Genomic DNA, 24,673 nt, shown 5'->3' on the forward strand with positions numbered 1-24,673 from the left:
TTTGCGCCTCTGCGGTCTGGCCCTGCGCTGGCGCGTAAACAACGGTTCTCAGACTTTTACGAGCCCAGAAGCTGTCTGCGCGCCGGTTCCGGCGCCAGCTCCAGCGCCAGCTGATACGAGGCATCCACCAGATAGTAGATGCGCGAATCCGCCAGCGTGCCATCAAGAAACAGCGTGCTCCAGTGGGCTTTATTAAGGTGGGCGCTGGGCTTTACATCCAGATGTTCTTCGCGCAGCAGTTCCGCCAGCTCCGGACTGGTTTTCAGCGATACCGCCGGGCGTCCATTTACTTCGTGCGCCATAGCAAACAGCACGCCCGCCACTTTAATTTGTGTTGCCTTCCAGTCGCTGTGGACGCTCTGCTCCGCGCCAGGTTTACTCATACAGTACGGTAGCAGCTCTGAATTAGTCATTGTTATTCCCCCTGCAACGTTGCAACAATTTTTCGCGAACCGCCGTAGATACGATGCTCCCCCAGCCAGATCCCCTGCCAGCGCCCCAGTTCGGGCTGCCCATGCTTTACGGGCAACGTCAGCGACGCGCCCAACAGGGACGATTTAATATGCGCGGGCATGTCGTCGCCACCTTCATAATCATGCTCATACGACGCGCTGTCCGGCACGCTGCGTAAAAAATGGCGTTCCATATCCAGGCGTACGCTCGGATCACAGTTTTCGTTAAGCGTGAGAGAGGCAGAGGTATGCTGGAGCAGTAAATGCAGCAGGCCAACCCGGATGCTGGTTAATTCACGAATCTGCGCCAGCACCTCATCAGTAATGAGGTGAAAACCGCGCGGCTTTGCGCTCAGAAACAGGGTCTGCTGTAACCACATAATCTCACTCCGTATCCATCACAATATGTTTAAGTGTGCAGCAAGCCGGAAAAAGGTAAACCCGGGGCAAAGAAATTTCTTATCCATACTGTCCCTTCGTACCGCCACTTTGTTGGCTGTGCCGGCATACCCCGATCTGTGGTCTGGGTAAGCTTACGGGGATCTCCGGGCTTGTCGCCTTAATGTCATTTCAATGATTTCGTGTCCAGACGATAAGAAATAAAAGCCCCCGCTTTTTATGTATAAGAAAGCGGGGGCCTTTTACATAAGTGAATACTTACATCACAGCAGCGAAAGACCTGGCGACGTAGTCCACATTATGCGTATTCAACCCTGCCACGCACATACGGCCGCTGGCAATGAGGTATACGCCAAACTCATCGCGCAGTCGATCGACCTGGGCTGGGCTGAGGCCGGTATATGTGAACATGCCTCGCTGATGCAGAAAATAGCTGAAATCCCGGCCCGGTATTTCACGGCTGAGCACCTCTACCAGCGTTTTACGCATGGCCAGGATTCGCAGGCGCATTTCTTCCACTTCCGCCAGCCAGTCCGCACGCAGCGCATCGTCATTAAGCACGGTAGAAACCAACTGCGCGCCGTAATTCGGCGGGCTTGAGTAGTTACGGCGAACCGCGGCTTTAAGCTGCCCCAGCACTCGCGTAGCGGCGCTGACATTTTCGCAAACTACCGACAGGCCGCCTGCGCGCTCACCGTACAACGAGAAAATCTTTGAAAACGAATTGCTGACGAATACCGGTAGCCCGGCGTCGGCTGCGGCGCGAATTGCATAAGCGTCAGCCTCCATTCCTGCCCCGAAGCCCTGATAGGCAATATCCATAAACGGAATAAGATCGCGTGATTTCAGCACGTGAATCACCTCGTCCCATTCGGCCTCGCTCAGATCGGAACCGGTCGGATTGTGGCAGCACGGATGCAGCAGTACGATACTACGCGGCGTCAGCGCGTTAAGCGTGTCGAGCAGAGCGCAAAGGCGTACGCCTTTTGTTTCCTCATCAAACCAGGGGTAAGTGCCTACTTCAAACCCAGCCCCGGCAAATATTGCAATATGATTTTCCCATGTCGGGTCGCTCACCCAAACTTTTGAATCGGGAAAGTAGCGCTTGAGGAAATCTGCGCCGACCTTCAGCGCGCCGGAGCCGCCAAGCGTCTGAATGGTCGCAATACGCCCTTCACGCAGCGCCGGATGCGCTGTGCCAAAAAGCAGCGGCGCGATAGCGTGGCGATAGCTGTTCATACCTTCCATCGGCAGGTAAACGCAGGCGTCAGGCGGCTGCGTGCTAATACGCGCTTTAGCGGCTGCTACGGCGCGAAGCTGGGGTATAATGCCGTCTTCATTATAATAAAGCCCAATACTGAGGTTAACTTTGCCCGCTCGCGGGTCTTCCTTATAGCGCTCCATAAGGGAGAGGATAGGGTCGCCCGCATAGGCGTCGACATTCTCAAACACGCCGGTTTTCTCCTGGTGCAAATAGATTATAAGCAACCACAATAAACCGGATACGGCAGGAGATCGAGAGGAAGCGTTAACGAAACGTTAGCACAGTATGCGCCTGCGCCAACGCCTCAGGGTTAGTCAAGATACTGCATCGCCACCCTTGCGGTCAGGCGGGTAATAAGTTCGTAAGCGCTAACTTTAGTCGCCTGCGCAATGCGCTCAACGGGTAAACCGTCTCCCCACAACATCACTGTATCGCCTGCTTTTTCCTGCGCCTGCGGCCCCAGATCGACACAAATCATATCCATTGAGACACGCCCGACTATGGGCACTTCACGGCCATTGACCCGCACCGGCGTACCGGATGGCGCGCAGCGTGGATAACCATCGCCATAGCCTATCGCCACTACGCCCAGCCGGGTATCGCGTTCGCTTATCCAGCTACCGCCGTAGCCTACCGGTTCCCCCGCCTTGTGCGCACGCACGGCAATCAATGATGAAGTAAGCGACATCGCAGGCTGGAACCCCAGTTCGGTCCCCCAGGGGCTATCCTCAAGCGGCGATACGCCATAAAGGATGATGCCAGGGCGCACCTGCTCAAGGTGTGAATCCGGCCAGAACAGAAGGCCAGCGGAGGCGGCAATGGAACGCTCGCCGGGCTTACCGGCGCAAAAGCGATTAAAAACGTCAAGCTGCTGCGGCGTCGCGTCAACAGCCAGCTCGTCGGCGCGGGCGAAATGGCTGATGATATTGACCGGCTGGCGCACATTCTTACAGCATGACAGGCGCGCATAAAAGGCATCCGCCTCCTGAGGACGCACGCCCAGGCGGTGCATACCGGTATCCAGCTTCATCCAGACGGTAGCAGGCGCACGCAGTTTCGCCGCTTCCAGCGCGGCCAGTTGTTCCGGGCTGTGCACAACAGTCTGGAAATTTTCTTGCGCAAGCACCGGCAGGTCGTCTGCGTTAAAAACCCCTTCTAACAGCAGGATGGGCTGCGTAATACCTCCGGCGCGCAGGCGTAAAGCCTCTTCAAGACGCGCCACGCCGAAAACGTCGGCGCTGTCGAGAGTGCGGGCCGTTTCCAACAGCCCGTGGCCGTAGGCGTTGGCTTTGACGACAGCAACAATACGGCTGGTCGGAGCGAGCTGGCGCAGGCGCTGCAGGTTATGTCGCAGAGCGCGGCGATTAATAACAACAGTGGCCGCTTGCATGTGGGTTCCTTGTTCTGATTGGACGCATTGTAGTGTTTGCAAAACCGGCAAGCCGCCAATGGGCAAAAAGCATCGCCCTCCTGAAGGCGCCCATCATGCCAGCGAGTCTCGGCTCACTTATTCATCGTCGTACTGCGGACCAGCGTAGTTATCAAACCGCGACCACTGGCCGTTAAAGGTCAGACGTACAGTGCCTATTGGCCCGTTACGCTGCTTGCCAAGTATAATTTCGGCAATACCTTTCAAATCGCTGTTCTCGTGATATACCTCATCGCGATAGATAAACATAATGAGGTCGGCGTCCTGTTCAATGGAGCCGGATTCACGCAAATCGGAGTTGACCGGGCGCTTATCGGCGCGCTGCTCCAGCGAGCGGTTTAGCTGCGACAGCGCCACCACCGGCACCTGTAGCTCTTTTGCCAGCGCCTTTAGCGAGCGTGAAATTTCAGCTATTTCAAGGGTGCGGTTATCCGACAGCGACGGTACGCGCATAAGCTGCAGGTAGTCGACCATAATCAGACTAAGGCCGCCATGCTCACGGTAAATACGGCGGGCGCGGGAGCGTACCTCGGTTGGCGTCAGGCCGGAGGAATCGTCGATATACATATTGCGCTTTTCAAGCAATATGCCCATAGTGCCTGAGATGCGCGCCCAGTCTTCATCGTCCAACTGCCCGGTACGAATGCGGGTCTGATCCACGCGCGACAGCGACGCCAGCATACGCATCATAATCTGCTCCGCAGGCATTTCCAGTGAGAAGATCAATACCGGCTTATCCTGAAGCATCGCGGCGTTTTCACACAGGTTCATCGCAAAGGTTGTCTTCCCCATCGACGGGCGCGCCGCCACGATAATTAAATCTGAGCGTTGAAGGCCTGCGGTTTTCTTATTCAAATCCTGGTAGCCTGTATCAACGCCGGTTACGCCGTCGTGCGGCTGCTGATACAGGGTTTCAATACGTGAAACGGTGGCTTCGAGGACCTGATCGATGCTCTTTGGTCCTTCGTCTTTATTCGCGCGGTTTTCTGCTATCTGAAAAACGCGTGACTCAGCCAGATCCAGCAGATCTTCGCTACTGCGGCCCTGGGGATCGAAACCGGCGTCGGCTATTTCGTTCGCCACCGCTATCATTTCGCGCACCACGGCGCGTTCACGCACAATATCCGCATAGGCGCTGATGTTTGCCGCGCTGGGCGTATTTTTTGACAGCTCGGCCAGATAAGCGAAGCCGCCGACGCTTTCCAGCTCGCCCAGGCGTTCCAGCGATTCGGAGAGCGTAATTACATCAACAGGGCGTCCGCTCTCCTGTAGTCTGTGCATTTCGGTGAAAATCAGGCGGTGCTGCCGGGTGTAAAAATCGTCCGCCACCACGCGCTCTGCCACGTCGTCCCAGCGCTCGTTATCCAGCATTAAACCGCCCAACACCGACTGCTCCGCTTCCAGCGAATAGGGCGGCATTTTCAGCGCGGCAACCTGTTGGTCGCGTGGCTCAGAAGGTTTGTTGAAGGGTTTATTTCCTGCCATAGTGAATGGAGTGCCAAATTCATTTAGAGAGACGGGGAAGTATACCTTCTCACGGCTCAACGACAAAAGGAGTTCACATGGCGACGCGCATCGAATTCAGCCAACACGGCGGGCCGGATGTCCTCAAAGCGGTGGAATTCACTCCAACCGATCCCGCAGCAGATGAAGTGCAGATTGAAAACAAAGCTATTGGTATTAATTATATTGATACCTACGTACGTAGCGGGCTATATCCGTCGCCCGTCATGCCATGCGGCATCGGTACCGAAGCTGCGGGCATCGTCATTAAGGCCGGCAGCCTCGTCACGCATCTCAAGCCCGGCGACCGTGTGGTTTACGCACAGGCAAGCCCGGGCGCTTACAGCACGGTGCATAACGTAATGGCCGATAAAGTGGCGCGCCTGCCGAACGCTATCTCATTTGAACAGGCTGCGGCCTCCTTCCTGAAAGGGTTGACCGTATTTTACCTGCTGCGTAAAACCTACGAAATTAAGCCCGGTGAGATATTTCTTTTCCACGCGGCGGCAGGCGGCGTGGGGCTTATTGCCTGCCAGTGGGCAAAAGCGCTGGGGGCGCAGCTTATCGGCACCGTCGGCTCGCCAGAAAAAGCAGAGAAAGCAAAGCGTGCCGGGGCATGGCAGACCATTAACTATCGCCAGGAGAATATCGCCGAACGCGTAAGCGAGCTGACCGGGGGCGAAAAAGTGGCGGTGGTTTACGACTCCGTTGGTAAAGCTACCTGGGAAGCATCGCTCGACAGCCTGCAACGGCGAGGGCTGATGGTGAGTTTCGGCAATGCCTCAGGCCCGGTCACTGGCGTTAATCTCGGAATACTGAACCAGAAAGGCTCGCTGTACGTCACGCGCCCTTCTCTTTTTGGCTACGTGACAAATAAAGAAGAGCTGGAGGAAGCCAGTAACGAGCTCTTTTCCCTTATTGCCAGCGGCGTGATTAAAGTTGACGTACCGCAGAGCCAAAAATTTCCGCTGCATGAGGCCGCCCGCGCCCATGAAACGCTGGAAAGCCGGGCAACCAGCGGTTCAAGCCTGCTTATTCCCTGAAAACCTAAAGGCGTTCATCGCCCGTTTGCAGAAAAAATTCGGGCTTCCCGAGGGAAGCCCATTTTTAGTTCGCAACTGTATGTAGGGTACAGTACGACGCATTCTGTAAATAGCTGCGTCATAGTGACAGATCCACCCAACAATTAACATGTCGCTGCCTGAGAAATACGCCAGTCTGTGATCTATCGCGCAGATGTCTGCAACTCAGTAACGGCCGCGGCTGTAGCGACGATAATCCCGACGGCGATAGCGCTCACGCTCCACCCCATAACGGGTACAGGCATTGTTTTTCTTTTTGACAGCGCGAATAATCCACACCGCAGCAACGGCCAGTAGCAGCCACGGCAGAAGCTTAATCATGAGAGCAAGTACGCCGCCGGCAAACATCAACAGCGTGGCGACAAACAGCGCAGCAAGCACACCGAGCACCGAAACGCCGGTCAGTAGCAAGATAAAAAAGAACCCCAGCACAAAAATCAGTTCCAGCATGGTTTTGCTCCTTATTGAACATACACAACCCATGCAAATATTGTGCCAAGCATAATTTATCGATATATCAGCGTAAACCCCCGACGCCTGCGCCAGAGAAATAGTGAATTTGACCAGAAAATAGTGAAACTAACGGCGTTGCGCGACCAATTGCAACGCCCGTTCAACCACAGCAATATCCGCTGCGGCTTTATGCGCATTCTCACTCAGGTAGCGACGCCACTGGCGTGCCCCCGCAATGCCCTGAAACAAACCCAGCATGTGACGCGTAATATGGCCGAGATAAGTCCCTTTGCTGAGTTCATTTTCTATGTAGGGGTACATTGATCGCACCACGGCGACAGGATCGGGGTCGGTAACGCCATCGCCAAATATCGTCCGGTCCACGCCCGCCAACATTCCCGGGTTTTGATAAACTTCACGACCTACCATCACGCCATCGAGATATTGAAGATGCGCCTGCGCCTCATTCAGTGATTTAATGCCGCCGTTAAGCGATAGCGCGAGGTGCGGAAAATCACGTTTAAGCTGATAAACGCGGGGATAGTCAAGCGGCGGAATTTCCCTGTTCTCTTTCGGGCTAAGGCCTGACAGCCAGGCCTTACGCGCATGAATGATAAACATTTCGCAGCCCCCGTCATTCGCCACCAGGCCTACAAAATCGCACAGGAATTCATAGCTATCCTGATTATCAATACCGATTCGGGTTTTGACGGTAACCGGAATGGAAACCGCATCGCGCATCGCTTTAACGCAGTCTGCAACTAACTTCGCCTCCCCCATCAGGCAGGCGCCGAAGCGGCCATTCTGTACGCGATCGGAAGGGCAGCCAACGTTAAGGTTGATCTCATCATAGCCGCGCGCCTCGGCCAATCTGGCGCAACGCGCCAGCGCCGCCGGATCGCTGCCGCCAAGCTGCAGCGCCACTGGATGCTCCTCTTCGCTGTACGCCAGGTAATCCCCTTTACCGTGAATAATTGCCCCGGTTGTCACCATTTCGGTATACAGTAGCGCATGGCGCGACAGCTTACGCAAAAAATAGCGGCAATGGCGATCGGTCCAGTCGAGCATGGGGGCTACGGAAAAACGATAAGCGGGGTAAGCGTTAGCGGAGGTTTCTGACAGCATAATGGCGTTATTACGGTTGGATGATAAAGAGGCGCTACTATAGCACAGCGCCCCTCAGCCGTCAGAGCGTCATACTCAGTTACGCGCCCCTGGTTTCATCTTCCCCAACAATACCGCTAAGATCGATATGTACACGGTTAAACGGTGAAAATCCCAGAGCGCCGGTAAAGTCGTTAACATCATTGCAATCGGCGTTTGACCCCGCTCGTGTTAAAATAGGCGTTTACTCTCGGAGATGCTGATGAACATGACGAGTACAGATAGCGTGTTAACGCGGGCTGAAAAATTGTGCGCGCAACGCAACGTGCGTCTCACGCCGCAGCGTCTTGAAGTGCTGCGCCTGATGTCGCTTCAGGACGGCGCCATCAGCGCCTATGATTTACTGGATCTGCTGAAAGCCAGCGAACCACAAGCCAAGCCGCCAACCGTTTATCGCGCGCTGGATTTCCTGCTCGAGCAGGGGTTCGTTCACAAAGTGGAATCCACTAACAGCTATGTTTTATGTCACCATTTTGATGAAGCGACACATACTTCCGCAATGTTTATCTGCGACCGCTGTGGATCGGTAAAAGAGGAAACAACTGAAGGCATGGAAGAGATGATGCATGTCCTGGCGGCAAAAAACGGGTTTGCACTTCATCATAACGTTGTTGAAGCGCATGGCCTGTGCAGCGCGTGTGCGGAAATAGAAGCCTGCAACAGCCGGGAGGCCTGTAGCCACGACCATAGTTTTGCAGTCAAAAAGCGCGGACGTTAAGCGGATTCGGTACATCCCTGTACCCGGTGTCTGGCCTAAAGGCCTACACATTTGAGGTGTGGCGAGGGTTACCAGCGATAGTCATTTCGGGTTTCCCAGTCAGCGACTTCCTTTTCCGCCTGATCTTTCTGATACCCATATCGCTCCTGGATTTTGCCGACCAACTGGTCACGCTTACCTTCAATGACAGACATATCATCATCGGTTAGCTTGCCCCATTTTTCTTTAACCGATCCTTTAAACTGCTTCCAGTTACCGCCCATTTCGTCTTTGTTCATAACAAGGCTCCTTAATCAGTTCGGCGTTGCTGTCAGTTGCCTCCCATGAGGCATTCACTAACGTTGCTGCTGGAATTAATTTTAGACAAGGATCTCAAAAAGCGAACCTTTTCAGAATATTTAACTATTCAGGCGGTATAAATCCGCCATTTTCGCTACGCTATTCAGCAAGCGCTGTGAATAAGAAAGCAAGGCTTAACCAGGGCTATTGCGCGGGTATCCAGGTACCGTTGCGCCAGTGCCGTCGCCAGAGCCAACCGAGAGACAGGCCGCGCAGCGCCAGAAATACCGCCAGCGCCAGCCACAGACCGTGGTTGCCAAGCCACGGCAGCGTGTACAGCGTTACCCCAAAACCCAGCGCCGCAATGGCCATACTGTTGCGCATTTCCGCGCCACGCGTAGCGCCAATAAACATGCCGTCCAGCAGATAACACCACACCCCGACCACGGGTAAAACCGTCTGCCAGGGCAGATAGCGATACGCCAGCGCGCGCAATTCAGGCAAAGAAGTCAATAGAGCGACAATGTGCTGCCCGGCAACGGCATACACCGCAGCAAAACAAACCGCGACAATCCCCGCCTGACGGCAGGCAGCGCGCCATACTTCCAGCAGTTTATCGCCGTTGCGCGCGCCAAAAGCCTGCCCTGAATGCGCCTCAACGGCGTAAGCGAAGCCATCCAGCGCATAGGCAGTAAAAGTAAGCAACGTCATTAACACGGCATTAACGGCAACGATTTCGCTGCCAAGGCGTGCGCCGAAAACAGTGACGGAGGCAAAACAGATTTGCAGCAGCAAAGAACGCAGCATAATGTCGCGGTTAAGCGCCAACAAACGACGAAGGTTACCGCGTATCGCCTGCCTGAGCAGCCCCGCGCCGATCCCACGTAGCCGCAGCACTCGCCGCGCCATAACCAGGCCCATTGCCAGGGTACCGTATTCAGCCACAACGGTCGCTAACGCTGCGCCCTGCACGTTCATATGCAGCCCCATCACCAGCCAGAGATCGAGCACAATATTAAGCAGGTTGCCAACCACCAGCAGGATAACCGGCGCCCGGGCATACTGAACGCCAAGCAACCAGCCCAGTAAAACAAGGTTCGCCAGCGAAGCCGGCGCGCTTAGCCAGCGAATATCAAGGAAGCGCCGCGCCTGGTAGAGCACCTGCTCACTACCGCCGACGATATGTAAAGCCAGCTCGATAAGCGGCGCACGCAGCAGGACAATCAGCAACCCGGCGCCCAATGCCAGCATTAACGGCTGAACCAGCGCCCGGGCGAGCGCTAACGGATCGTTTGCGCCATATGCCTGCGCCGTCAGGCCAGTTGTGCTCATACGCAAAAACAGCAAAAGCATAAACAAGAAGCTGGTAACGGTGGCGCCAACCGCCACGCCGCCGAGGTAAACCGGCGAATCCAGGTGGCCAATTACGGCGGTATCCACAAGGCCAAGCAGCGGAACGGTGATATTGGAAAAAATCATGGGCAGCGCCAGCCGCCACAGCGCGCCATCCGTTTTCGTTAGTAGGGACATTGGCCTAATCCATGCCAGGTTAAAACCATAATCGCATCATAAAAGTAACGGCGCGCCAATACGCGCCGTGAAAAACTTAAGAAACTATTTGCTGCCTACAGCCATTCGCCGTTGCGTATTACGCCCACGGCAAGCCCTTCTATGGTAAAGTTTTGATCGCGCAAATTGACTTCAATAGGATCGAACTCACTGTTTTCCGGCAGCAGAAAAACGGTATTGCCTTGCTTTTTAAGACGCTTAACGGTTACTTCATCTTCTATACGCGCCACGATAACCTGGCCATTACGCGCTTCCTGCGTTTTGTGCACCGCTAACAGATCGCCATCAAGTATTCCGATATCGCGCATCGACATACCGCTGACGCGCAGCAGAAAATCCGCGCTCGGCTTGAATAAGGATGGATCAACCTGATAATGGCCTTCGATATGCTGCTGCGCCAACAGCGGCTCGCCTGCGGCCACGCGCCCGACAAGCGGTAGCCCCGCTTCCTCATCCTGCAATAAGCGAATACCGCGCGATGCCCCGGAGACAATCGCAATCGCGCCTTTACGCGCCAGCGCCTTGAGGTGCTCTTCGGCGGCGTTCGGCGAACGAAAGCCCAGACGCTGCGCAATTTCCGCGCGCGTTGGAGGCATGCCCGTCTGGCTAATATGATCCCGGATGAGGTCAAACACCTCCTGCTGCCTGGCTGTTAACGCTTTCATTACGCCCCCTGGGTGTATAAAAAATCATGCTGTGAGTATATACAGCATAAAATGATTAGTGAATCAAAAAAAGACAATACACTGCTTACTTAGCGGCCCGGTACGCAAAAGCAAGTGAGAATGGGGACAATGAAAAGCCGGCAGCGGGAGGAAAATCCCCCCTTCCAACAGACCCGCACGGCCTGGCGTTCATATTAGCCGTAATGCTGCCAGAGCAGCGCGACCCAGACGAAAACGGCCAGCATAATCGCCAGCAATACGGCGGCGGACCCCATATCCTTGGCGCGTCCGGAGAGCGCATGAAAGTCGCTGCCGATGCGATCGATCGCCGCTTCAATGGCGCTGTTAAGCATTTCCACCACCATGACCAGCACCACGGAACCAATCAATAACACACGCGTAACGCCATCTACGTTCAGCCAGCAAGCGATGGCTATAGCGATAACAGCGGCGATCCCCTCCTGGCGAAAGGCGGCTTCGTTACGCCAGGCGGCTTTAAAACCCTTCCAGGAGTAGCCTGCGGCTTTGATGATTCGGGTGAACCCAGTGTTATTATTGGCCATGAAAGGAAACCTTTTTAAAAAATAAGCGTCAATGCCAGAGCGCTTCGATTATAGTGGCGCCGCAGAAATTCCGCGCTGCATCTGATATTCTTGCAGCGTATTTGGATGATTAACCAGAGGCTTTACATCATTTATGTCAGGCTGGTCCCGATTTTTATACAAGTTGCTTAACTTACCCTTAAGCGTGTTGGTCAAAAGCAAGTCCATTCCGGCCGATCCCTGCGCCGAACTGGGCCTGGATACCTCACGCCCTATTATGTACGTTCTGCCTTATAATTCGAAGGCGGATTTGCTCACGCTGCGTAACCGCTGTCTGGCTCATGAACTGCCGGACCCGCTGGAGCCGCTGGATATCGATGGCACCGAACTGCCGCGCTATGTATTCGCCCACAGCGGCCCGCGCGTGTTTACTTATTACACGCCGAAAGAAGGTTCGATAAAGCTGTTCCACGACTATCTGGATCTACATCGCAACAACCCGCAACTGGACGTGCAAATGGTGCCGGTTTCCGTGATGTTCGGCCGCGCACCGGGACGTGAGAAAGGCGAGGCGAACCCGCCGCTGCGTATGCTTAACGGTATTCAAAAATTCTTTGCCGTTATCTGGCTGGGGCGCGACAGCTTCGTGCGTTTTTCACCGCCGGTTTCACTACGCCGGATGGCCACCGAACACGGCACCGACAAGAGCATTGCCCAGAAGTTGCTGCGCGTGGCGCGTATGCACTTCTCGCGCCTGCGTCTTGCCGCCGTCGGCCCGCGCCTGCCCGCACGCCAGGATCTGTTTAACAAGCTGCTGGCTTCCAGAGCTATCGCCCGCGCGGTAGAAGACGAAGCGCGCGCTAAAAAGATTTCTCACGAAAAAGCTCAGCAGAACGCCATTGCGCTGATGGAAGAAATTGCGGCCAATTTCTCCTATGAAGCCATTCGCATTACCGACCGCGTGCTGGGATTCACATGGAACCGCCTCTATCAGGGGCTTAACGTACATAACGCCGAGCGCGTGCGCCAGTTGGCTCACGAAGGACACGAACTGGTCTATGTGCCGTGCCACCGCAGCCACATGGACTATATGTTGCTTTCCTACGTACTTTACCATCAGGGCCTGGTGCCGCCGCACATCGCTGCAGGCATCAACCTTAATTTCTGGCCCGCAGGCCCCGCTTTTCGCCGCCTCGGCGCATTTTTTATTCGCCGCACTTTCCGCGGCAATAAACTTTATTCCACTGTTTTTCGTGAATATTTGGGCGAGCTATTCAGCCGCGGCTATTCGGTGGAATATTTTGTGGAAGGCGGACGTTCGCGCACAGGCCGCCTGCTTGACCCCAAAACCGGCACGCTGTCGATGACGCTTCAGGCCATGCTGCGCGGCGGTACGCGCCCTATTACGCTGGTGCCGATATACATCGGCTATGAACACGTTATGGAGGTAGGTACCTACGCCAAAGAGCTACGCGGCGCCACCAAAGAGAAAGAGAGCCTGCTGCAGATGCTGCGCGGCCTCAGTAAGCTGCGCAATCTCGGCCAGGGCTACGTGAACTTTGGCGAACCGATCCCACTCAACAACTGGCTGAACCACCATGTGCCGCAGTGGCGTGAGGACATCGATCCCATCGAAGCCGTGCGTCCGGCATGGCTGACCCCAACGGTCAACCAAATCGCCGGCAAGCTAATGGTACACATCAATAACGCCGGCGCCGCCAATGCCATGAACCTGTGCTGTACCGCCCTGCTCGCGTCGCGCCAGCGTTCGCTCACGCGCGAGCAGCTCACGCAGCAGCTTGAGTGCTACCTGGAACTGTTGCGCAACGTACCCTATTCGCCCTATGCCACAGTCCCGGACGTCAGCGCCAGCGCGCTCATCGACCACGCTTTGCAAATGAATAAGTTCGAAGTAGAAAAAGATGCCATTGGCGATATCATTATTCTGCCGCGCGAACAGGCAGTGCTGATGACCTACTATCGCAACAATATCATGCATATGCTGGTGCTGCCGTCGCTGCTGGCGCTGATGATTGTTCAGCGTCGTTACATTACTCGCCAGGCGCTGTTAAACCAGGCGATGGTGCTCTATCCTATGCTGAAGGCTGAGCTATTCCTGCACTGGAGCGACGACGCGCTGGGCGAGCAAGTGGATGCGCTGTTGGCCGAACTGCAGCGGCAGGGGTTGGTGGTTATTAACGGTGATACCGCACAGGTGAACCCGGTGCATTCGCGCACGCTACAGTTGCTGGCCGCAGGCGCGCGTGAAACCATCCAGCGCTACGCCATCACCTTCTGGCTGTTGAGCGCCAACCCGGCAATCAACCGCGGCGCACTGGAAAAAGAGAGCCGAACTGTCGCCCAGCGTCTGTCTATGCTGCACGGCATTAACGCGCCGGAATTCTTTGATAAAGCCGTATTCGCCACGCTGGTGCAAACGCTGCGTGATAAAGGCTATATCAGCGATAGCGGCGATGCGGACGTCGGGCAGACGCTCAAGGTTTACCAACTGTTGTCTGAACTGATGACCTCAGATGTGCGCCTGACAATAGAAAGCGCCAGCGCGCTGAACGGTACCGTACTGGAGACGCCGGCGCCGGAAACGCCGGAAAATCAGTAACGCCGCGTTTCACCATAAAAAAACGCCTACCGGATATCCGCCAGGCGTTTTTTATCGTCATTACGCCGTCAAAAAGGCAATATGCTCAACGCCAGCCCAAGAAACAGAAGCAATCCCACATAGTTGTTATTCATGAACGCACGAAAACAGGCGTCACGTTCACGTCCGGCGATAAGCTTTTGCTGAAAGACAAACAGCCCCGCCGCCAACGCAATTGCGCCATACCATGCAACGCCAAGGCTATTGAGCCGGCCAATGGCGACCATCAGCGCGATGACACCGGCCTGCATCATACCGACTATCAGCGTGTCGTAACGTCCAAACAGGATCGCTGTCGATTTTACCCCGATTTTCAGGTCATCATCGCGATCAACCATTGCATACTGCGTATCGTAGGCCACAGCCCACAGAATATTCGCCAGAAACATCAGCCAGCACGACAGCGGCAGCGATTCGCTAACCGCCGCAAACGCCATCGGGATGGCCCAGCCGAAAGCGGCCCCCAGCACTACCTGCGGGAAATGGGTATAGCGTTTTGTGAAGGGGTATATCCAGGCCAGCAACAGCCCCACCGCCGATAGCGCGATGGTCATGGTATTCAGGGTCAGAACCAGCAGAAAAGAGAGAACGACCAGTACGGCAAACAGCCCCAGCGCCTCACGCTCCGTTACCATCCCGCCAGGCAGCGGCCGGTTAGCGGTGCGCTTAACGTGACCGTCAATTTTACGATCGGCATAATCGTTCACGACACAGCCCGCAGCACGCATCAGCCACACGCCCGCCACAAAAACGCATAAAATAGCCAGCGGCGGCACACCGGGCGTTGCCAGCCACAGCGCCCACAGCGTCGGCCATAATAACAGCAGCGCGCCTATCGGTTTATCCGTACGCATGAGCCGATGATACGCCAGCAGCTTATCCTGCTTCAGACTCCACTCCATTATTCATCCTCTTGATACAGCGGCGATGCAGCCAGGAAAAGTTCGGTTAATAATAGCGGCTTGCCCGCAAGCCGAAGGCGCGAACGACGCCCCCACAACCCGGCGCTGCGCCCGACTTCAATAAAATCGCGCGTCAGGGTAGATGAAGTAAAAAGATAGCGTCCAAGCGGCGTTGTTCCAAGTTTTTGCAGCGCCAGTTCCGGACCACTAAGCGTGGATTGCGGCACCAGCGTACGTCCGGCAAGCCAGGGTTCCCCATCGCCGCACAGCAGTATCTCACGCAGCCAGTAGCGTTCTTCTGCAGGCAGCAGCGCCGCTTCCTGCGCCGACAGGAGGTCTGCGTCCACAAAGCCTTCCTGCGCAATCGCTACGCTTATCCGTTTGCAGTGACTTTCAAAACGCTGAGTCATGGAGTCTTCCAGCGTCAACCAACCGCGCAGCGCGGCGTTCACGTCGGGTATTTCCTGAAAGTAACGGATTGCGTACAACTGTGTGAACACAGGGTGAAACATGCGGCCTTCTCCGAAGCTGAAACCGCAGGCATTGTAACGCAGAAAAGCGGGAGAAGGGGCAGGAATGCGCAAAATGGCGATCAAAACAGCAACAATAGCGCAACAGTTCTTTTGTACGAAAACAGTGCGCCGCAGCCGCGCAGCACATGCATTTTATTTTTACTGGCACAGAGCCGTGTTATATAAACGGTCGCCCAGGTTAACGTTGAAAAAGCTTCCGGTGTAACCCCCTCTCGCTTACTCCCGTCTGAGGCGCGCGCTATTGCACAGCCAAAGGGTAATCACCAGCAGCAAAATCGCGCCGGCATGCAGCAACACGTCGCCGGCTGAATCGTGATCGATAATGATCAGACGAACAATAGCGGTAATGCCGATATAGACGAAATAACGCAGCGGAAAGTGATAGCCGGACTGGAAATATTTCACAATGAGCGCAATAAACTCGAAATAAAGAAACCAGACCAGCAACCCTTCCACAAGCTGATATTTAGTCACCTGTTCGGACTGGATAAACAGCACATGCGCCAGATGAAACGTCTCGCGCCCGAGGAAAACCATCAGAATCACGGCAAGGCTCAGTAACCCGACGTTAAGTACGGCCTGTAGCACTCTGGCTATCAAATCTGCACATTTATGAACGGTAGGGAGCATGGTAACAACGCCTCTTAAAGTCGCTACTGTTCCTGTTTATAACTTAAAACGTGATCAATGTCACAAATAACTTTCACCGCCCGTTTTTCCGGTACAAACGGCTAACAGATACTTTCACCACCACGTAACGAAAATTTTTTCCGGCATAAAGGCTGCCGCTGCTTATCACGTGAGCAGGCGCTGACGCCCGTCATTTTTTGATGGGCGCCATCGCTTGCCTTAAGTAATAAACATTACATAATCAGATAGTGACCCTATCCACACTTTCGCCGCTGTTAAAGGGTTTGAACCAATGTCGCCGGGCGGGGAATAGCGCTAAGTTATGTAACAGAACGACGATCGGCGCGCGCCTCGTCTCTATCCGCCAGGTTAGTTATTACGGGTACGGCGTGAGCCATACAGGCGTAAATTTATTTTCAGCCGTAGCGAATAAGTAGAATATTCTGATAATAAATATGCCGACGTTGCGCCGGCATATTACTTTAGCAAGACGTCAGGCGCGCCATGCTTTATAGCGATTAATTAAGCCATTGGTGGAACTGTCGTGGCTGGTAATAACTTTGTTATCGCCCAGTTCCGGCAGGATGCGATTCGCCAGTTGTTTACCCAGCTCCACGCCCCACTGATCAAAGGTGAAGATATTCAGTATAGCGCCCTGGGTGAATATTTTATGTTCATAGAGCGCAATTAGCGCCCCCAGACTGAACGGCGTGATTTCACGCAGCAGGATAGAGTTAGTGGGGCGATTGCCTTCGAACACTTTAAACGGCACCACATTTTCCAGTTGCGCCGGATCTTTCCCCCCATCGCGAAACTCCTGTTCCACCTCCTCACGGGTTTTACCAAACGCCAGAGCCTCTGTCTGGGCAAAGAAATTAGACAGCAGCTTCGGATGATGATCCGACAGCGGGTTATGGCTAATCGCTGGCGCGATAAAGTCGCACGGCACCAGTTTGGTGCCCTGGTGAATCAACTGATAAAACGCATGCTGGCCGTTAGTGCCCGGCTCACCCCAGATAATAGGGCCGGTCTGGTAAGTTACCGGTTTACCGTCGCGATCGACGTACTTACCGTTGGACTCCATATTGCCCTGCTGGAAGTAGGCTGCAAAGCGATGCATATACTGGTCATAGGGCAGAATCGCCTCCGTTTGCGCACCGAAGAAATTGTTGTACCAGATACCAATCAACGCCAGCAACACCGGCAGGTTGTGCTCAAGCGGCGTACTGGAGAAGTGCTTATCCATCGCGTGCGCGCCGGACAAAAGCTGAACAAAGTTATCAAAGCCGACAGAGAGAATTATAGACAGACCAATTGCCGACCAAAGGGAATAACGCCCCCCTACCCAGTCCCAGAACTCAAACATATTGGCAGTATCAATACCGAAATCGCCTACCGCTTTGGCATTGGTGGACAATGCGGCAAAGTGCTTCGCCACGTGCTTTTCGTCACCGGCGGTTTTCAAAAACCAGTCGCGCGCGCTATGGGCATTGGTCATGGTTTCCTGGGTAGTGAAGGTTTTAGAGGCAACCAGGAATAACGTGGTTTCCGGGTTAACCTGTTTGAGCACTTCCGCAATATGGGTGCCGTCAACGTTGGACACAAAGTGCATGTCCAGATGGTTTTTATACGGGCGCAGCGCCTCAGTGACCATAAATGGTCCAAGATCCGAGCCGCCAATACCAATGTTCACCACATCTGTTATCGGTTTACCGGTATAGCCTTTCCATTCACCGCTGATGATCGCCTCGGAAAAAGCTTTCATCTTATCCAGTACCGCGTTGACTTCCGGCATCACGTCTTTGCCGTCAACCTTAATTGGCGTGTTGCTGCGGTTGCGCAGCGCAACATGCAGCACCGCACGATCTTCGGTACGGTTGATTTTCTCGCCAGAGAACATGGACTTGATAGCTTCCGCCAGACAGGTCTCTTTTGCCAACGCCAGCAGCTTTGCCAACGTTTCTGACGTGATGCGGTTTTTGGAATAATCCACCAGTATCAGATCATCGAAAGTCGCGGAGAATTTGCTAAAGCGGTCAGCGTCATTTGCAAAAAGTTCGCTGAGCGTGACGTCTTTCAAAGCGGCATAGTGGGATGCCAGGTCCTGCCAGGCAGCGGTTTGCGTCGGATTGATGTTTTTCATGGCAATACTCTTTTGATTTGAGAATTGTGACGGGGGTCAATTGTAGCGCCTGCGCCACGCAATTGTGATGATTTTAATGCCTGAATCCTGTGATTATCGCGCAGATTTCAACAACGCCTGCAGCCCTGGTCCAGGCCCACGCTACCGCGCAGCCGGTATGCTAAGTCAGCCTCTACGCGCCGCGCTTACAAACGTGGCAGCCATACCCGTATCTGTTTCGAAAAACGCATCTGCCAGAGCGATACGCCTTCGCTTCGCGCTCCTCGCCCTTATGTCAGTGATACCTGTGCAACAAGCCATTGACAGCTATGACGTAACAGGTTAAATCTAAACCGTTACTTACGCCAACTGGCGTAAGCCAGAAGAGGCGCGTCGCCCAGGTAGTGTGTCAGAGGAGCCGATCCGAAGAAGGCACAGGAGGGGGTGCGACGCCGAGGTTATTCACGCGCGGCAGCGTGGATGGCCGACTACAGGGGCTGAATCCCCTGGGTTGTCACCCAAAGCGACCACGGGAAGGTCGTTTCGCAAGGTGGAGAGCTTCTGGGTAAACCGTAGTCTGGCACGCCACATCTCTACGTCTGCCCGTTTATCGCTCTTCTCTTGTACCAGGGTACATATTATCGCCACCCCGATGGCCCCCTGACACGAGGTTTTTCATGACACAGGTTGTATCCCCTATTGTCGTCGCCAAATTTGGCGGCACCAGCGTTGCCGATTTTGACGCTATGTCCCGCAGCGCCGACGTTGCGCTAAACGAAAGTCATGCCAGACTGGTGGTGCTCTCCGCCTCAGCCGGCATTACCAATCTGCTGGTCGCACTCTCTGAAGGGCAGGAAGCGCCCGGTCGTTTCGTCAATCTCGACGCTATCCGCAAAATTCAGTACGACATTATCGATCGCCTGGCCCGCCCGGAGGTTATCCGTGAAGAGATAGATCGCCTGCTTGAAAACATCACCACGCTTGCCGAAGCCGCCTCGCTCGCCACATCGCCTGCGCTAACGGACGAACTGGTTAGCCACGGCGAAATGATGTCCACGCTGCTGTTTGTTGAAATATTGCGCGAGCGCGGCGTTGAAGCACAGTGGTTTGATGTGCGTAAAATCATGCGCACCAGCGACCGTTTTGGTAAAGCCGAACCTGACGTCGCCGCGCTGGCGGAGCTGGCGCAACAGCAGCTATGCCCGCGCCTGGCGGAGTCGATGGTAATAACCCAGGGCTTTATCGGCAGTGAAGCAAAGGGCCGTACCACCACGCTCGGCCGCGGCGGCAGCGATTATACCGCCGCGCTGTTGGGCGAGGCGCTGCACGCCAGCCGCGTGGATATCTGGACGGATGTCCCCGGTATTTATACTACCGATCCACGCATTGTTCCCGCTGCGCGCCGCATTGATAAAATCGCCTTTGAGGAGGCGGCGGAAATGGCCACCTTCGGCGCGAAAGTGCTGCATCCTGCCACGCTGCTCCCCGCAGTGCGCAGCGAAATTCCGGTATTTGTCGGCTCCAGCAAAGCGCCAGAAGCGGGCGGGACGTTGGTTTGCAACCGCACCGAACAGCCGCCGTTGTTTCGCGCGCTGGCGCTGCGCCGCCGTCAAACATTGCTGACGCTCCATAGCCTCAATATGCTGCACTCACGCGGTTTTCTGGCCGAAGTATTCAGCATTCTTGCACGTCACAATATCTCTGTTGATCTGATAACCACCTCAGAAGTAAGCGTGGCGCTGACGCTTGATACCACCGGCTCCACTTCCACCGGCGACACGCTGCTCACCACGGCCTTGCTGACTGAATTGTCTTCACTGTGCCGGGTTGAAGTAGAAGAAAATCTGGCGCTGATAGCGCTCATCGGCAACGCCCTGAGCCGCGCCTGCGGCGTAGGCAAAGAAGTGTTTGGCGTACTTGAATCCTTTAATATCCGCATGATTTGCTACGGCGCATCCAGCCATAACCTCTGCTTTTTGGTGCCAGGTACCGAGGCCGAACACGTTGTGCGCAAGCTGCACGGCAATCTTTTCGAATAATGTCCACAGCCGGGCAACGCGCCCGGCTGGTTTCCCTTAAGCCTCCGTTAAGCCTGCAATCGTTTAATATCGTTTGCAGGAAACGCCGGCGCCCTCGCGAAAATTCGCCCGCCAGCCCCACGTACGTATTGAACACAAGGCCAATAAGCAGTTACGTTACGTCTTCATGGACTTAGCCGTAGCGTTATGCGCTGGCTAAAAACCGGCATTTCCGCACACACATCGCTCCCCGGGCGGCGCACAGGTAACTTACCGGGGAAAACGGCGCTATCACGGCCCGCGTACAGAGGTTTATGGAATGAGGATTCTGGTACTGGAAGACGATCGCCTTATCGGTGACGGCATTAAATCTGGCCTGGAGCAATGCGGCTTCTGCGTTGACTGGTTTTATGATGGTGAACAGGGTAAGCAGGCGCTGCTCAGAGCGCCATTCGATGCCGTGGTGCTGGATTTAGGGCTGCCCGGCATCGATGGCATGGATATCCTGTCATGGTGGCGGCGCCAGCACCTGGATGTGCCGGTTTTAATCCTTACCGCGCGCGACGCGCTCCATCAGCGGCTGGAGGGGCTGAACGCCGGCGCTGACGATTACATGGGCAAGCCCTTCGCGCTCGCGGAACTGGTCGCACGCCTTAATGCCCTGATTCGCCGCAGCCACGCCCACAGCGAGCCATGCCTTCAGCATCGCCACGTCACATTCGACCCCCACACCCGCGTGACCACCTGCCACGGCAGCCCCGTTATCCTCACCGTACGCGAACAGGCGCTGCTGACGCTGTTTCTGATGAACAAGAATCGCGTCATGTCGCGCCAGATGCTCGAAGAAAAATTGTATAGCTGGGATCAGGATGTCGGTAGCAATGCGGTGGAGGTGCATATTCACCACCTGCGCCGCAAACTGGGCAGCGACTTTATCCGTACCGAGCGTGGGTTGGGCTATTACCTGGGAAGCGAGAATGAATAACCTCAGTCTGAGCAGCCGCCTGCTGATTTATATCCTGCTTATCGCCATGTTAATCTGGGGCACGGCCAGCGCCCTGGGCTGGTTGCAAACCCGTAACGCCATTGACGAAATCTTTGATACCCAACAATTGCTGTTCGCCAAGCGCCTCGCTTCGGCAAGCCTCAGCGAGCTGACCGTCGATAATGTGCCTGCACGCGAGCTGCCCAAAACCCGTAGCCTGATTAAGCATGGCGATAAAGGCAACCTCGACGACGACGCGCTGGGCTTTGCCATATTTAATCATCGTGGCGAGCTATTGCTTAGCGACAGCGACCACGGCAACGAATTCGGCTACAGCACCCACAGCGGTTTCCTCAATAAAAGGCTCGAAGGCGACGACGACGAAGAGTGGCGTATTCTCTACATCACCACGCCGGACAAACGCTATACCATCGCCGTAGGCCAGGAGCGCGACTACCGTGACGATCTGGTTCAGGACATCGTACTGGGGCAGCTCTGGCCGTGGTTTATCGGCCTGCCCCTGATGATGGCGCTGACGGCATGGATTGTGCGCCGTGAACTAATGTCGCTGCGTCGCACAGCGGCCACACTGGGCCAGCGCAGCCCGGAAGATGCCACACCGCTGGAAGAAACCAGCGTCCCCAAAGAAGCGCGTCCGCTGGTTACGGCCCTGAATGCGCTGTTTGTACGCATTAGCGGCGCGCTGGAACACGAACGCCAGTTCACCGCAGACGCCGCTCACGAGCTACGCAGCCCGCTAACTGCATTGCGTATTCAAAGCGAGGTCGCGCTGTTGGCCGAAGAGGATAAAGCGTCACGCAACCGGGCGCTAAATAATTTGATTGTCGGCATCGATCGGACTTCACGGCTGGTGGATCAACTGCTGGCGTTGTCCCGCCTTGACGGTACCGCATCACTGATGAATGACCTTGAGCACATCGACTGGCGCCAGCTTGCTGCCGAAGTGACTGAAGAATCATTACCGGTGGCGCAGCATAAAAATATCGCGCTGGAAACAATTATCGAGTCGCCGCCGCAGATTGTGCAGGGCAACCGGCTATTGCTGAAGATGCTGCTCTCTAATCTGGTAAACAACGCGCTGCGCTATACCCAGAACGATGGAGAAGTGCAAATTACGCTACGCCACAGCGGGCTGAGCGTCACGGATAATGGGCCAGGCGTGATGCCCAGCCACTTAACCCGCCTTGGCGAGCGCTTTTTCCGCCCGCCTGGCGCAGTCGAGAACGGCAGCGGGCTTGGGCTTTCCATTGTCAAGCGCATTGCGCGGCTGCATGAATTTGATATTCAGTGGCGCAACCGGCCTGAAGGCGGCTTCCAGGTCACCCTGGCCCAGTCTGCTGGAAAATAAGGCGTTTTCTGGCGAAAAAAAAACCTGTACTGTGCTTGTTAAGGCTGGGGAAACTCCGGCTTTTTTGACATCACAACAGCCCCCTTTTTCGCAAGGAATCTCGCTATGCTCACAATTCTGACCCGGCTATTTCCGCTCTGGGCACTGCTGCTTTCTGCGCTGGCCTGGTTTATGCCGCCTGCGTTTATATCTGTAGCCCCCCACGTCAGTACGCTACTGATGCTGGTTATGTTTGGTATGGGCGTCCACCTTAATATCAACGATTTTAAGCGGGTGCTCTCACGCCCTGCGCCGGTCGCGGCCTGTACTTTTCTGCACTATCTGATTATGCCGCTTACCGCCTGGGTATTAGCGCGCATGTTTAACATGCCGTCTGACTTAGCGGCGGGCATGGTACTGGTCGGCAGCGTTGCCAGTGGCACAGCCTCCAATGTCATGATTTATCTGGCAAAAGGCGACGTGGCGCTGTCTGTGACTATTTCAGCCGTTTCCACGCTGGTGGGCGTTTTTGCCACACCATTGCTGACGCGGCTGTATGTTGATGCGCATATTCAGGTAGAGGTGCTGAGTATGCTGATGAGCATCCTGAAAATTGTGGTCATTCCTATTGGGCTGGGGCTCACCATACACCACCTTTTCCCACGCGCGGTAAAAGCGGTTGAGCCTTTTTTACCCGCTTTTTCGATGGCCTGCATTCTCGCTATCATCAGCGCCGTGGTCGCAGGCAGCGCAGATCGCATCGCTTCCGTCGGATCGGTGGTGTTTATCGCGGTGATATTACACAACGGTATCGGCCTTATCAGCGGCTACTGGGGTGGAAGGCTTTTCGGCTTTGACGAATCTACCTGCCGCACGCTGGCTATTGAAGTCGGCATGCAAAACTCCGGGCTTGCCGCCGCGCTTGGCAAAATCTATTTTTCCCCGCTCGCCGCCCTCCCCGGCGCATTATTCTCCGTCTGGCATAACCTGTCCGGCTCGCTACTGGCAGGCTACTGGTCCGGCAAACCGATAAGAAAGAACACGACACACGCTGATATAAGTTCACCAAGTACCTGACCCGCCATTCGGTAAACCGACAAACGCGGCCGGGCATGCCTGTTCACTGAACATGTCTGACCCGGCGCTATCGTGCATTATCCCCCTTTGAATTCAGGCCTGACGGTGAGCGCGCTGCGCACCAGCGTATTGCGAATTCGGCAAGCCGGACGAGCAGGATTTATGCCCGGATAACTAACGACGGGGTATCGCCTGATATTCGTCGCGCGCGTTATCATTGTCTGGCTGCTCCAGAATACCGTAAGCGGCGGCGAAAAATAGCGAATTAAGGCGCTATGGGCGCGGGCAAAACGCCGGTTTAGCAGGCAAAGCAGCTTACTGCGGCGCAGGCGGCGCGCGGCTCTGTTTGTGTTCCAGGAGAAAGATAACGCCGATAAAAATCAACAGCGGCGACAACCACGATAAATCAAAGCTCAGGATTCGCGCCGTCAGCGCGGGCGTGAGCGCCGCCAGGCCCTGAGCAGCGAACGACGCCATCAGCATCCTCGTGGCATTGCTGCTCTGAACCAGCGCCGTAACGCCAGTGCCGGCACAGTCTTTTTTTCACGCTATGACTAAGAACGGTGCGCAGACGCGCACCAAAAACACGCATGACGCCGGTACGCACAATATGCGTACCCCATATCAACAGTACAACGGCAAAAAGCAGAAGCAAATGTATTAACGCAGGTTCCCCTTATCGCTTTTCCGGGAATAACGACAACCTGGGCAGGTTTGCCCACAGCGGCGTAACAGGCAGGAGCAGAAGGATCCGACGCAAAATACTGAAGATAAGTATAAGACGTTACGCGACAAAAAGCGGCAGAACGCCACACAGGCGACCTGAAGCGGCTGACAAACGTCGGGCCGAATACTTTCAGCCCGGAATGTCTGAAAAATA

Annotated in this window: 22 protein-coding genes, 2 pseudogenes and 1 riboswitch; of the genes and pseudogenes, 7 read left to right on the forward strand and 17 right to left on the reverse strand. The window is 55.1% G+C overall.

Going from position 1 to position 24,673, the window contains the following annotated elements; translation table 11 throughout:
• Positions 1-56: 56 nt before the first annotated feature.
• From JJB97_RS05795 to dnaB, 5 genes are all read right to left on the reverse strand, one after another.
• Positions 57-413 carry an MmcQ/YjbR family DNA-binding protein gene (locus tag JJB97_RS05795; RefSeq protein ID WP_238713085.1) on the reverse strand — a complete coding sequence of 119 codons (357 nt, stop codon included), beginning with the start codon at positions 411-413 and terminating at the stop codon, positions 57-59.
• Between the two features lie 2 nt (positions 414-415).
• The gene (locus tag JJB97_RS05800) at positions 416-832 is read right to left on the reverse strand and encodes a secondary thiamine-phosphate synthase enzyme YjbQ (RefSeq protein ID WP_238713086.1); all 417 of its coding nucleotides are present in this window, start codon (positions 830-832) and stop codon (positions 416-418) included.
• Positions 833-1,109: 277 nt separating this feature from the next.
• Positions 1,110-2,303, reverse strand: coding sequence for an amino acid aminotransferase (locus JJB97_RS05805; protein WP_238713087.1), 1,194 nt, complete (start codon positions 2,301-2,303; stop codon positions 1,110-1,112).
• A gap of 122 nt (positions 2,304-2,425) precedes the next feature.
• Positions 2,426-3,505 carry an alanine racemase gene (gene alr, locus JJB97_RS05810; RefSeq protein ID WP_238713088.1) on the reverse strand — a complete coding sequence of 360 codons (1,080 nt, stop codon included), beginning with the start codon at positions 3,503-3,505 and terminating at the stop codon, positions 2,426-2,428.
• Between the two features lie 117 nt (positions 3,506-3,622).
• Positions 3,623-5,029, reverse strand: a complete 1,407-nt coding sequence (dnaB, locus tag JJB97_RS05815) for a replicative DNA helicase (RefSeq protein ID WP_238713089.1) — start codon at positions 5,027-5,029, stop codon at positions 3,623-3,625.
• 77 nt (positions 5,030-5,106) lie between these two features.
• Between dnaB and JJB97_RS05820 the strand changes: the two genes are divergently transcribed.
• Positions 5,107-6,090, forward strand: a complete 984-nt coding sequence (locus tag JJB97_RS05820) for a quinone oxidoreductase (protein WP_238713090.1) — start codon at positions 5,107-5,109, stop codon at positions 6,088-6,090.
• A gap of 204 nt (positions 6,091-6,294) precedes the next feature.
• Here the strand turns inward: JJB97_RS05820 and pspG are convergent, their stop codons facing one another.
• From pspG to JJB97_RS05835, 3 genes and pseudogenes are all read right to left on the reverse strand, one after another.
• Entirely contained in the window at positions 6,295-6,579 is a 285-nt protein-coding gene (pspG, locus tag JJB97_RS05825) for an envelope stress response protein PspG (protein WP_238713091.1), read from the reverse strand.
• Between the two features lie 129 nt (positions 6,580-6,708).
• Positions 6,709-7,707 carry a tRNA dihydrouridine(20/20a) synthase DusA gene (gene dusA, locus JJB97_RS05830; RefSeq protein ID WP_238713092.1) on the reverse strand — a complete coding sequence of 333 codons (999 nt, stop codon included), beginning with the start codon at positions 7,705-7,707 and terminating at the stop codon, positions 6,709-6,711.
• A gap of 79 nt (positions 7,708-7,786) precedes the next feature.
• Positions 7,787-7,924 (reverse strand): annotated as a pseudogene (locus JJB97_RS05835) (conjugal transfer protein TraF); the annotation flags it as partial.
• A 24-nt stretch (positions 7,925-7,948) separates the two neighbouring features.
• Here JJB97_RS05835 and zur point away from each other — a divergent pair.
• Positions 7,949-8,464, forward strand: a complete 516-nt coding sequence (gene zur / locus JJB97_RS05840) for a zinc uptake transcriptional repressor Zur (RefSeq protein WP_238713093.1) — start codon at positions 7,949-7,951, stop codon at positions 8,462-8,464.
• A gap of 68 nt (positions 8,465-8,532) precedes the next feature.
• Here zur and JJB97_RS05845 read toward each other — a convergent pair whose 3' ends face one another.
• The 4 genes from JJB97_RS05845 to JJB97_RS05860 all read right to left on the reverse strand — a co-directional run bounded on the left by JJB97_RS05845 (position 8,533) and on the right by JJB97_RS05860 (position 11,540).
• Positions 8,533-8,742, reverse strand: a complete 210-nt coding sequence (locus JJB97_RS05845; protein WP_238713094.1) for a CsbD family protein — start codon at positions 8,740-8,742, stop codon at positions 8,533-8,535.
• 205 nt (positions 8,743-8,947) lie between these two features.
• Entirely contained in the window at positions 8,948-10,273 is a 1,326-nt protein-coding gene (gene dinF / locus JJB97_RS05850; protein WP_238713095.1) for an MATE family efflux transporter DinF, read from the reverse strand.
• 95 nt (positions 10,274-10,368) lie between these two features.
• Positions 10,369-10,977: a transcriptional repressor LexA gene (gene lexA / locus JJB97_RS05855; RefSeq protein WP_238713096.1), complete on the reverse strand. Its 609-nt coding sequence runs from the start codon at positions 10,975-10,977 to the stop codon at positions 10,369-10,371.
• Positions 10,978-11,171: 194 nt separating this feature from the next.
• Positions 11,172-11,540: a diacylglycerol kinase gene (locus tag JJB97_RS05860; protein ID WP_238713097.1), complete on the reverse strand. Its 369-nt coding sequence runs from the start codon at positions 11,538-11,540 to the stop codon at positions 11,172-11,174.
• Between the two features lie 133 nt (positions 11,541-11,673).
• On the opposite strand from JJB97_RS05860, the gene plsB reads away from it, so the two are divergent.
• The gene (plsB, locus tag JJB97_RS05865; protein WP_238713098.1) at positions 11,674-14,139 is read left to right on the forward strand and encodes a glycerol-3-phosphate 1-O-acyltransferase PlsB; all 2,466 of its coding nucleotides are present in this window, start codon (positions 11,674-11,676) and stop codon (positions 14,137-14,139) included.
• A gap of 68 nt (positions 14,140-14,207) precedes the next feature.
• On the opposite strand, the gene ubiA is transcribed toward plsB, so the two are convergent.
• The 4 genes from ubiA to pgi all read right to left on the reverse strand — a co-directional run bounded on the left by ubiA (position 14,208) and on the right by pgi (position 18,386).
• Complete coding sequence (gene ubiA / locus JJB97_RS05870) at positions 14,208-15,080, reverse strand: 4-hydroxybenzoate octaprenyltransferase (RefSeq protein ID WP_238713099.1); 873 nt, start codon at positions 15,078-15,080, stop codon at positions 14,208-14,210.
• Entirely contained in the window at positions 15,080-15,592 is a 513-nt protein-coding gene (ubiC, locus tag JJB97_RS05875) for a chorismate lyase (protein WP_238713100.1), read from the reverse strand. Before ubiC ends, ubiA begins: the two co-directional genes overlap by 1 nt.
• A gap of 237 nt (positions 15,593-15,829) precedes the next feature.
• Positions 15,830-16,243: a phosphate-starvation-inducible protein PsiE gene (gene psiE, locus JJB97_RS05880; protein ID WP_238713101.1), complete on the reverse strand. Its 414-nt coding sequence runs from the start codon at positions 16,241-16,243 to the stop codon at positions 15,830-15,832.
• A gap of 493 nt (positions 16,244-16,736) precedes the next feature.
• The gene (pgi, locus tag JJB97_RS05885; protein ID WP_238713102.1) at positions 16,737-18,386 is read right to left on the reverse strand and encodes a glucose-6-phosphate isomerase; all 1,650 of its coding nucleotides are present in this window, start codon (positions 18,384-18,386) and stop codon (positions 16,737-16,739) included.
• Positions 18,387-18,740: 354 nt separating this feature from the next.
• Positions 18,741-18,934: riboswitch (Lysine riboswitch) on the forward strand.
• A gap of 108 nt (positions 18,935-19,042) precedes the next feature.
• On the opposite strand from pgi, the gene lysC reads away from it, so the two are divergent.
• The 4 genes from lysC (at position 19,043) to panS (ending at position 23,793) form a co-directional block, all read left to right on the forward strand.
• On the forward strand, positions 19,043-20,404 hold the full coding sequence (gene lysC, locus JJB97_RS05890; protein ID WP_238713103.1) for a lysine-sensitive aspartokinase 3: 1,362 nt from the start codon (positions 19,043-19,045) through the stop codon (positions 20,402-20,404).
• Between the two features lie 298 nt (positions 20,405-20,702).
• A complete protein-coding gene (locus JJB97_RS05895) occupies positions 20,703-21,368 on the forward strand; it encodes a response regulator (RefSeq protein WP_238713104.1) in 666 nt (221 codons plus the stop codon).
• Entirely contained in the window at positions 21,361-22,737 is a 1,377-nt protein-coding gene (gene qseC / locus JJB97_RS05900) for a quorum sensing histidine kinase QseC (RefSeq protein ID WP_238713105.1), read from the forward strand. The genes JJB97_RS05895 and qseC overlap by 8 nt, the downstream gene beginning before the upstream one ends.
• 105 nt (positions 22,738-22,842) lie before the next feature.
• Positions 22,843-23,793 (forward strand): ketopantoate/pantoate/pantothenate transporter PanS, encoded by a 951-nt coding sequence (panS, locus tag JJB97_RS05905; RefSeq protein ID WP_238713106.1) that lies wholly within the window; start codon positions 22,843-22,845, stop codon positions 23,791-23,793.
• 333 nt (positions 23,794-24,126) lie between these two features.
• Here the strand turns inward: panS and JJB97_RS05910 are convergent.
• A pseudogene (locus JJB97_RS05910) lies at positions 24,127-24,454 on the reverse strand (Na/Pi cotransporter family protein); the annotation flags it as partial.
• Positions 24,455-24,673: the final 219 nt, after the last annotated feature.

Source organism: Tenebrionibacter intestinalis (assembly GCF_016632365.1).
In the GTDB taxonomy this organism is placed as follows: Bacteria; Pseudomonadota; Gammaproteobacteria; order Enterobacterales; family Enterobacteriaceae; genus Tenebrionibacter; species Tenebrionibacter intestinalis.

What these genes read in the sequence shown, in the direction of transcription:
- JJB97_RS05795 (WP_238713085.1), bottom strand. Translation starts at nt 413, where the DNA reads ATGACTAATTCAGAGCTGCTACCGTACTGTATGAGTAAACCTGGCGCG.
- dinF (WP_238713095.1), bottom strand. Translation starts at nt 10,273, where the DNA reads ATGTCCCTACTAACGAAAACGGATGGCGCGCTGTGGCGGCTGGCGCTG.
- JJB97_RS05820 (WP_238713090.1), top strand. Translation starts at nt 5,107, where the DNA reads ATGGCGACGCGCATCGAATTCAGCCAACACGGCGGGCCGGATGTCCTC.
- ubiC (WP_238713100.1), bottom strand. Translation starts at nt 15,592, where the DNA reads ATGTTTCACCCTGTGTTCACACAGTTGTACGCAATCCGTTACTTTCAG.
- dusA (WP_238713092.1), bottom strand. Translation starts at nt 7,707, where the DNA reads ATGCTGTCAGAAACCTCCGCTAACGCTTACCCCGCTTATCGTTTTTCC.
- zur (WP_238713093.1), top strand. Translation starts at nt 7,949, where the DNA reads ATGAACATGACGAGTACAGATAGCGTGTTAACGCGGGCTGAAAAATTG.
- dnaB (WP_238713089.1), bottom strand. Translation starts at nt 5,029, where the DNA reads ATGGCAGGAAATAAACCCTTCAACAAACCTTCTGAGCCACGCGACCAA.
- qseC (WP_238713105.1), top strand. Translation starts at nt 21,361, where the DNA reads ATGAATAACCTCAGTCTGAGCAGCCGCCTGCTGATTTATATCCTGCTT.
- psiE (WP_238713101.1), bottom strand. Translation starts at nt 16,243, where the DNA reads ATGCTCCCTACCGTTCATAAATGTGCAGATTTGATAGCCAGAGTGCTA.
- panS (WP_238713106.1), top strand. Translation starts at nt 22,843, where the DNA reads ATGCTCACAATTCTGACCCGGCTATTTCCGCTCTGGGCACTGCTGCTT.
- JJB97_RS05895 (WP_238713104.1), top strand. Translation starts at nt 20,703, where the DNA reads ATGAGGATTCTGGTACTGGAAGACGATCGCCTTATCGGTGACGGCATT.
- pgi (WP_238713102.1), bottom strand. Translation starts at nt 18,386, where the DNA reads ATGAAAAACATCAATCCGACGCAAACCGCTGCCTGGCAGGACCTGGCA.
- lysC (WP_238713103.1), top strand. Translation starts at nt 19,043, where the DNA reads ATGACACAGGTTGTATCCCCTATTGTCGTCGCCAAATTTGGCGGCACC.
- ubiA (WP_238713099.1), bottom strand. Translation starts at nt 15,080, where the DNA reads ATGGAGTGGAGTCTGAAGCAGGATAAGCTGCTGGCGTATCATCGGCTC.
- alr (WP_238713088.1), bottom strand. Translation starts at nt 3,505, where the DNA reads ATGCAAGCGGCCACTGTTGTTATTAATCGCCGCGCTCTGCGACATAAC.
- lexA (WP_238713096.1), bottom strand. Translation starts at nt 10,977, where the DNA reads ATGAAAGCGTTAACAGCCAGGCAGCAGGAGGTGTTTGACCTCATCCGG.
- pspG (WP_238713091.1), bottom strand. Translation starts at nt 6,579, where the DNA reads ATGCTGGAACTGATTTTTGTGCTGGGGTTCTTTTTTATCTTGCTACTG.
- JJB97_RS05845 (WP_238713094.1), bottom strand. Translation starts at nt 8,742, where the DNA reads ATGAACAAAGACGAAATGGGCGGTAACTGGAAGCAGTTTAAAGGATCG.
- JJB97_RS05800 (WP_238713086.1), bottom strand. Translation starts at nt 832, where the DNA reads ATGTGGTTACAGCAGACCCTGTTTCTGAGCGCAAAGCCGCGCGGTTTT.
- JJB97_RS05860 (WP_238713097.1), bottom strand. Translation starts at nt 11,540, where the DNA reads ATGGCCAATAATAACACTGGGTTCACCCGAATCATCAAAGCCGCAGGC.
- plsB (WP_238713098.1), top strand. Translation starts at nt 11,674, where the DNA reads ATGTCAGGCTGGTCCCGATTTTTATACAAGTTGCTTAACTTACCCTTA.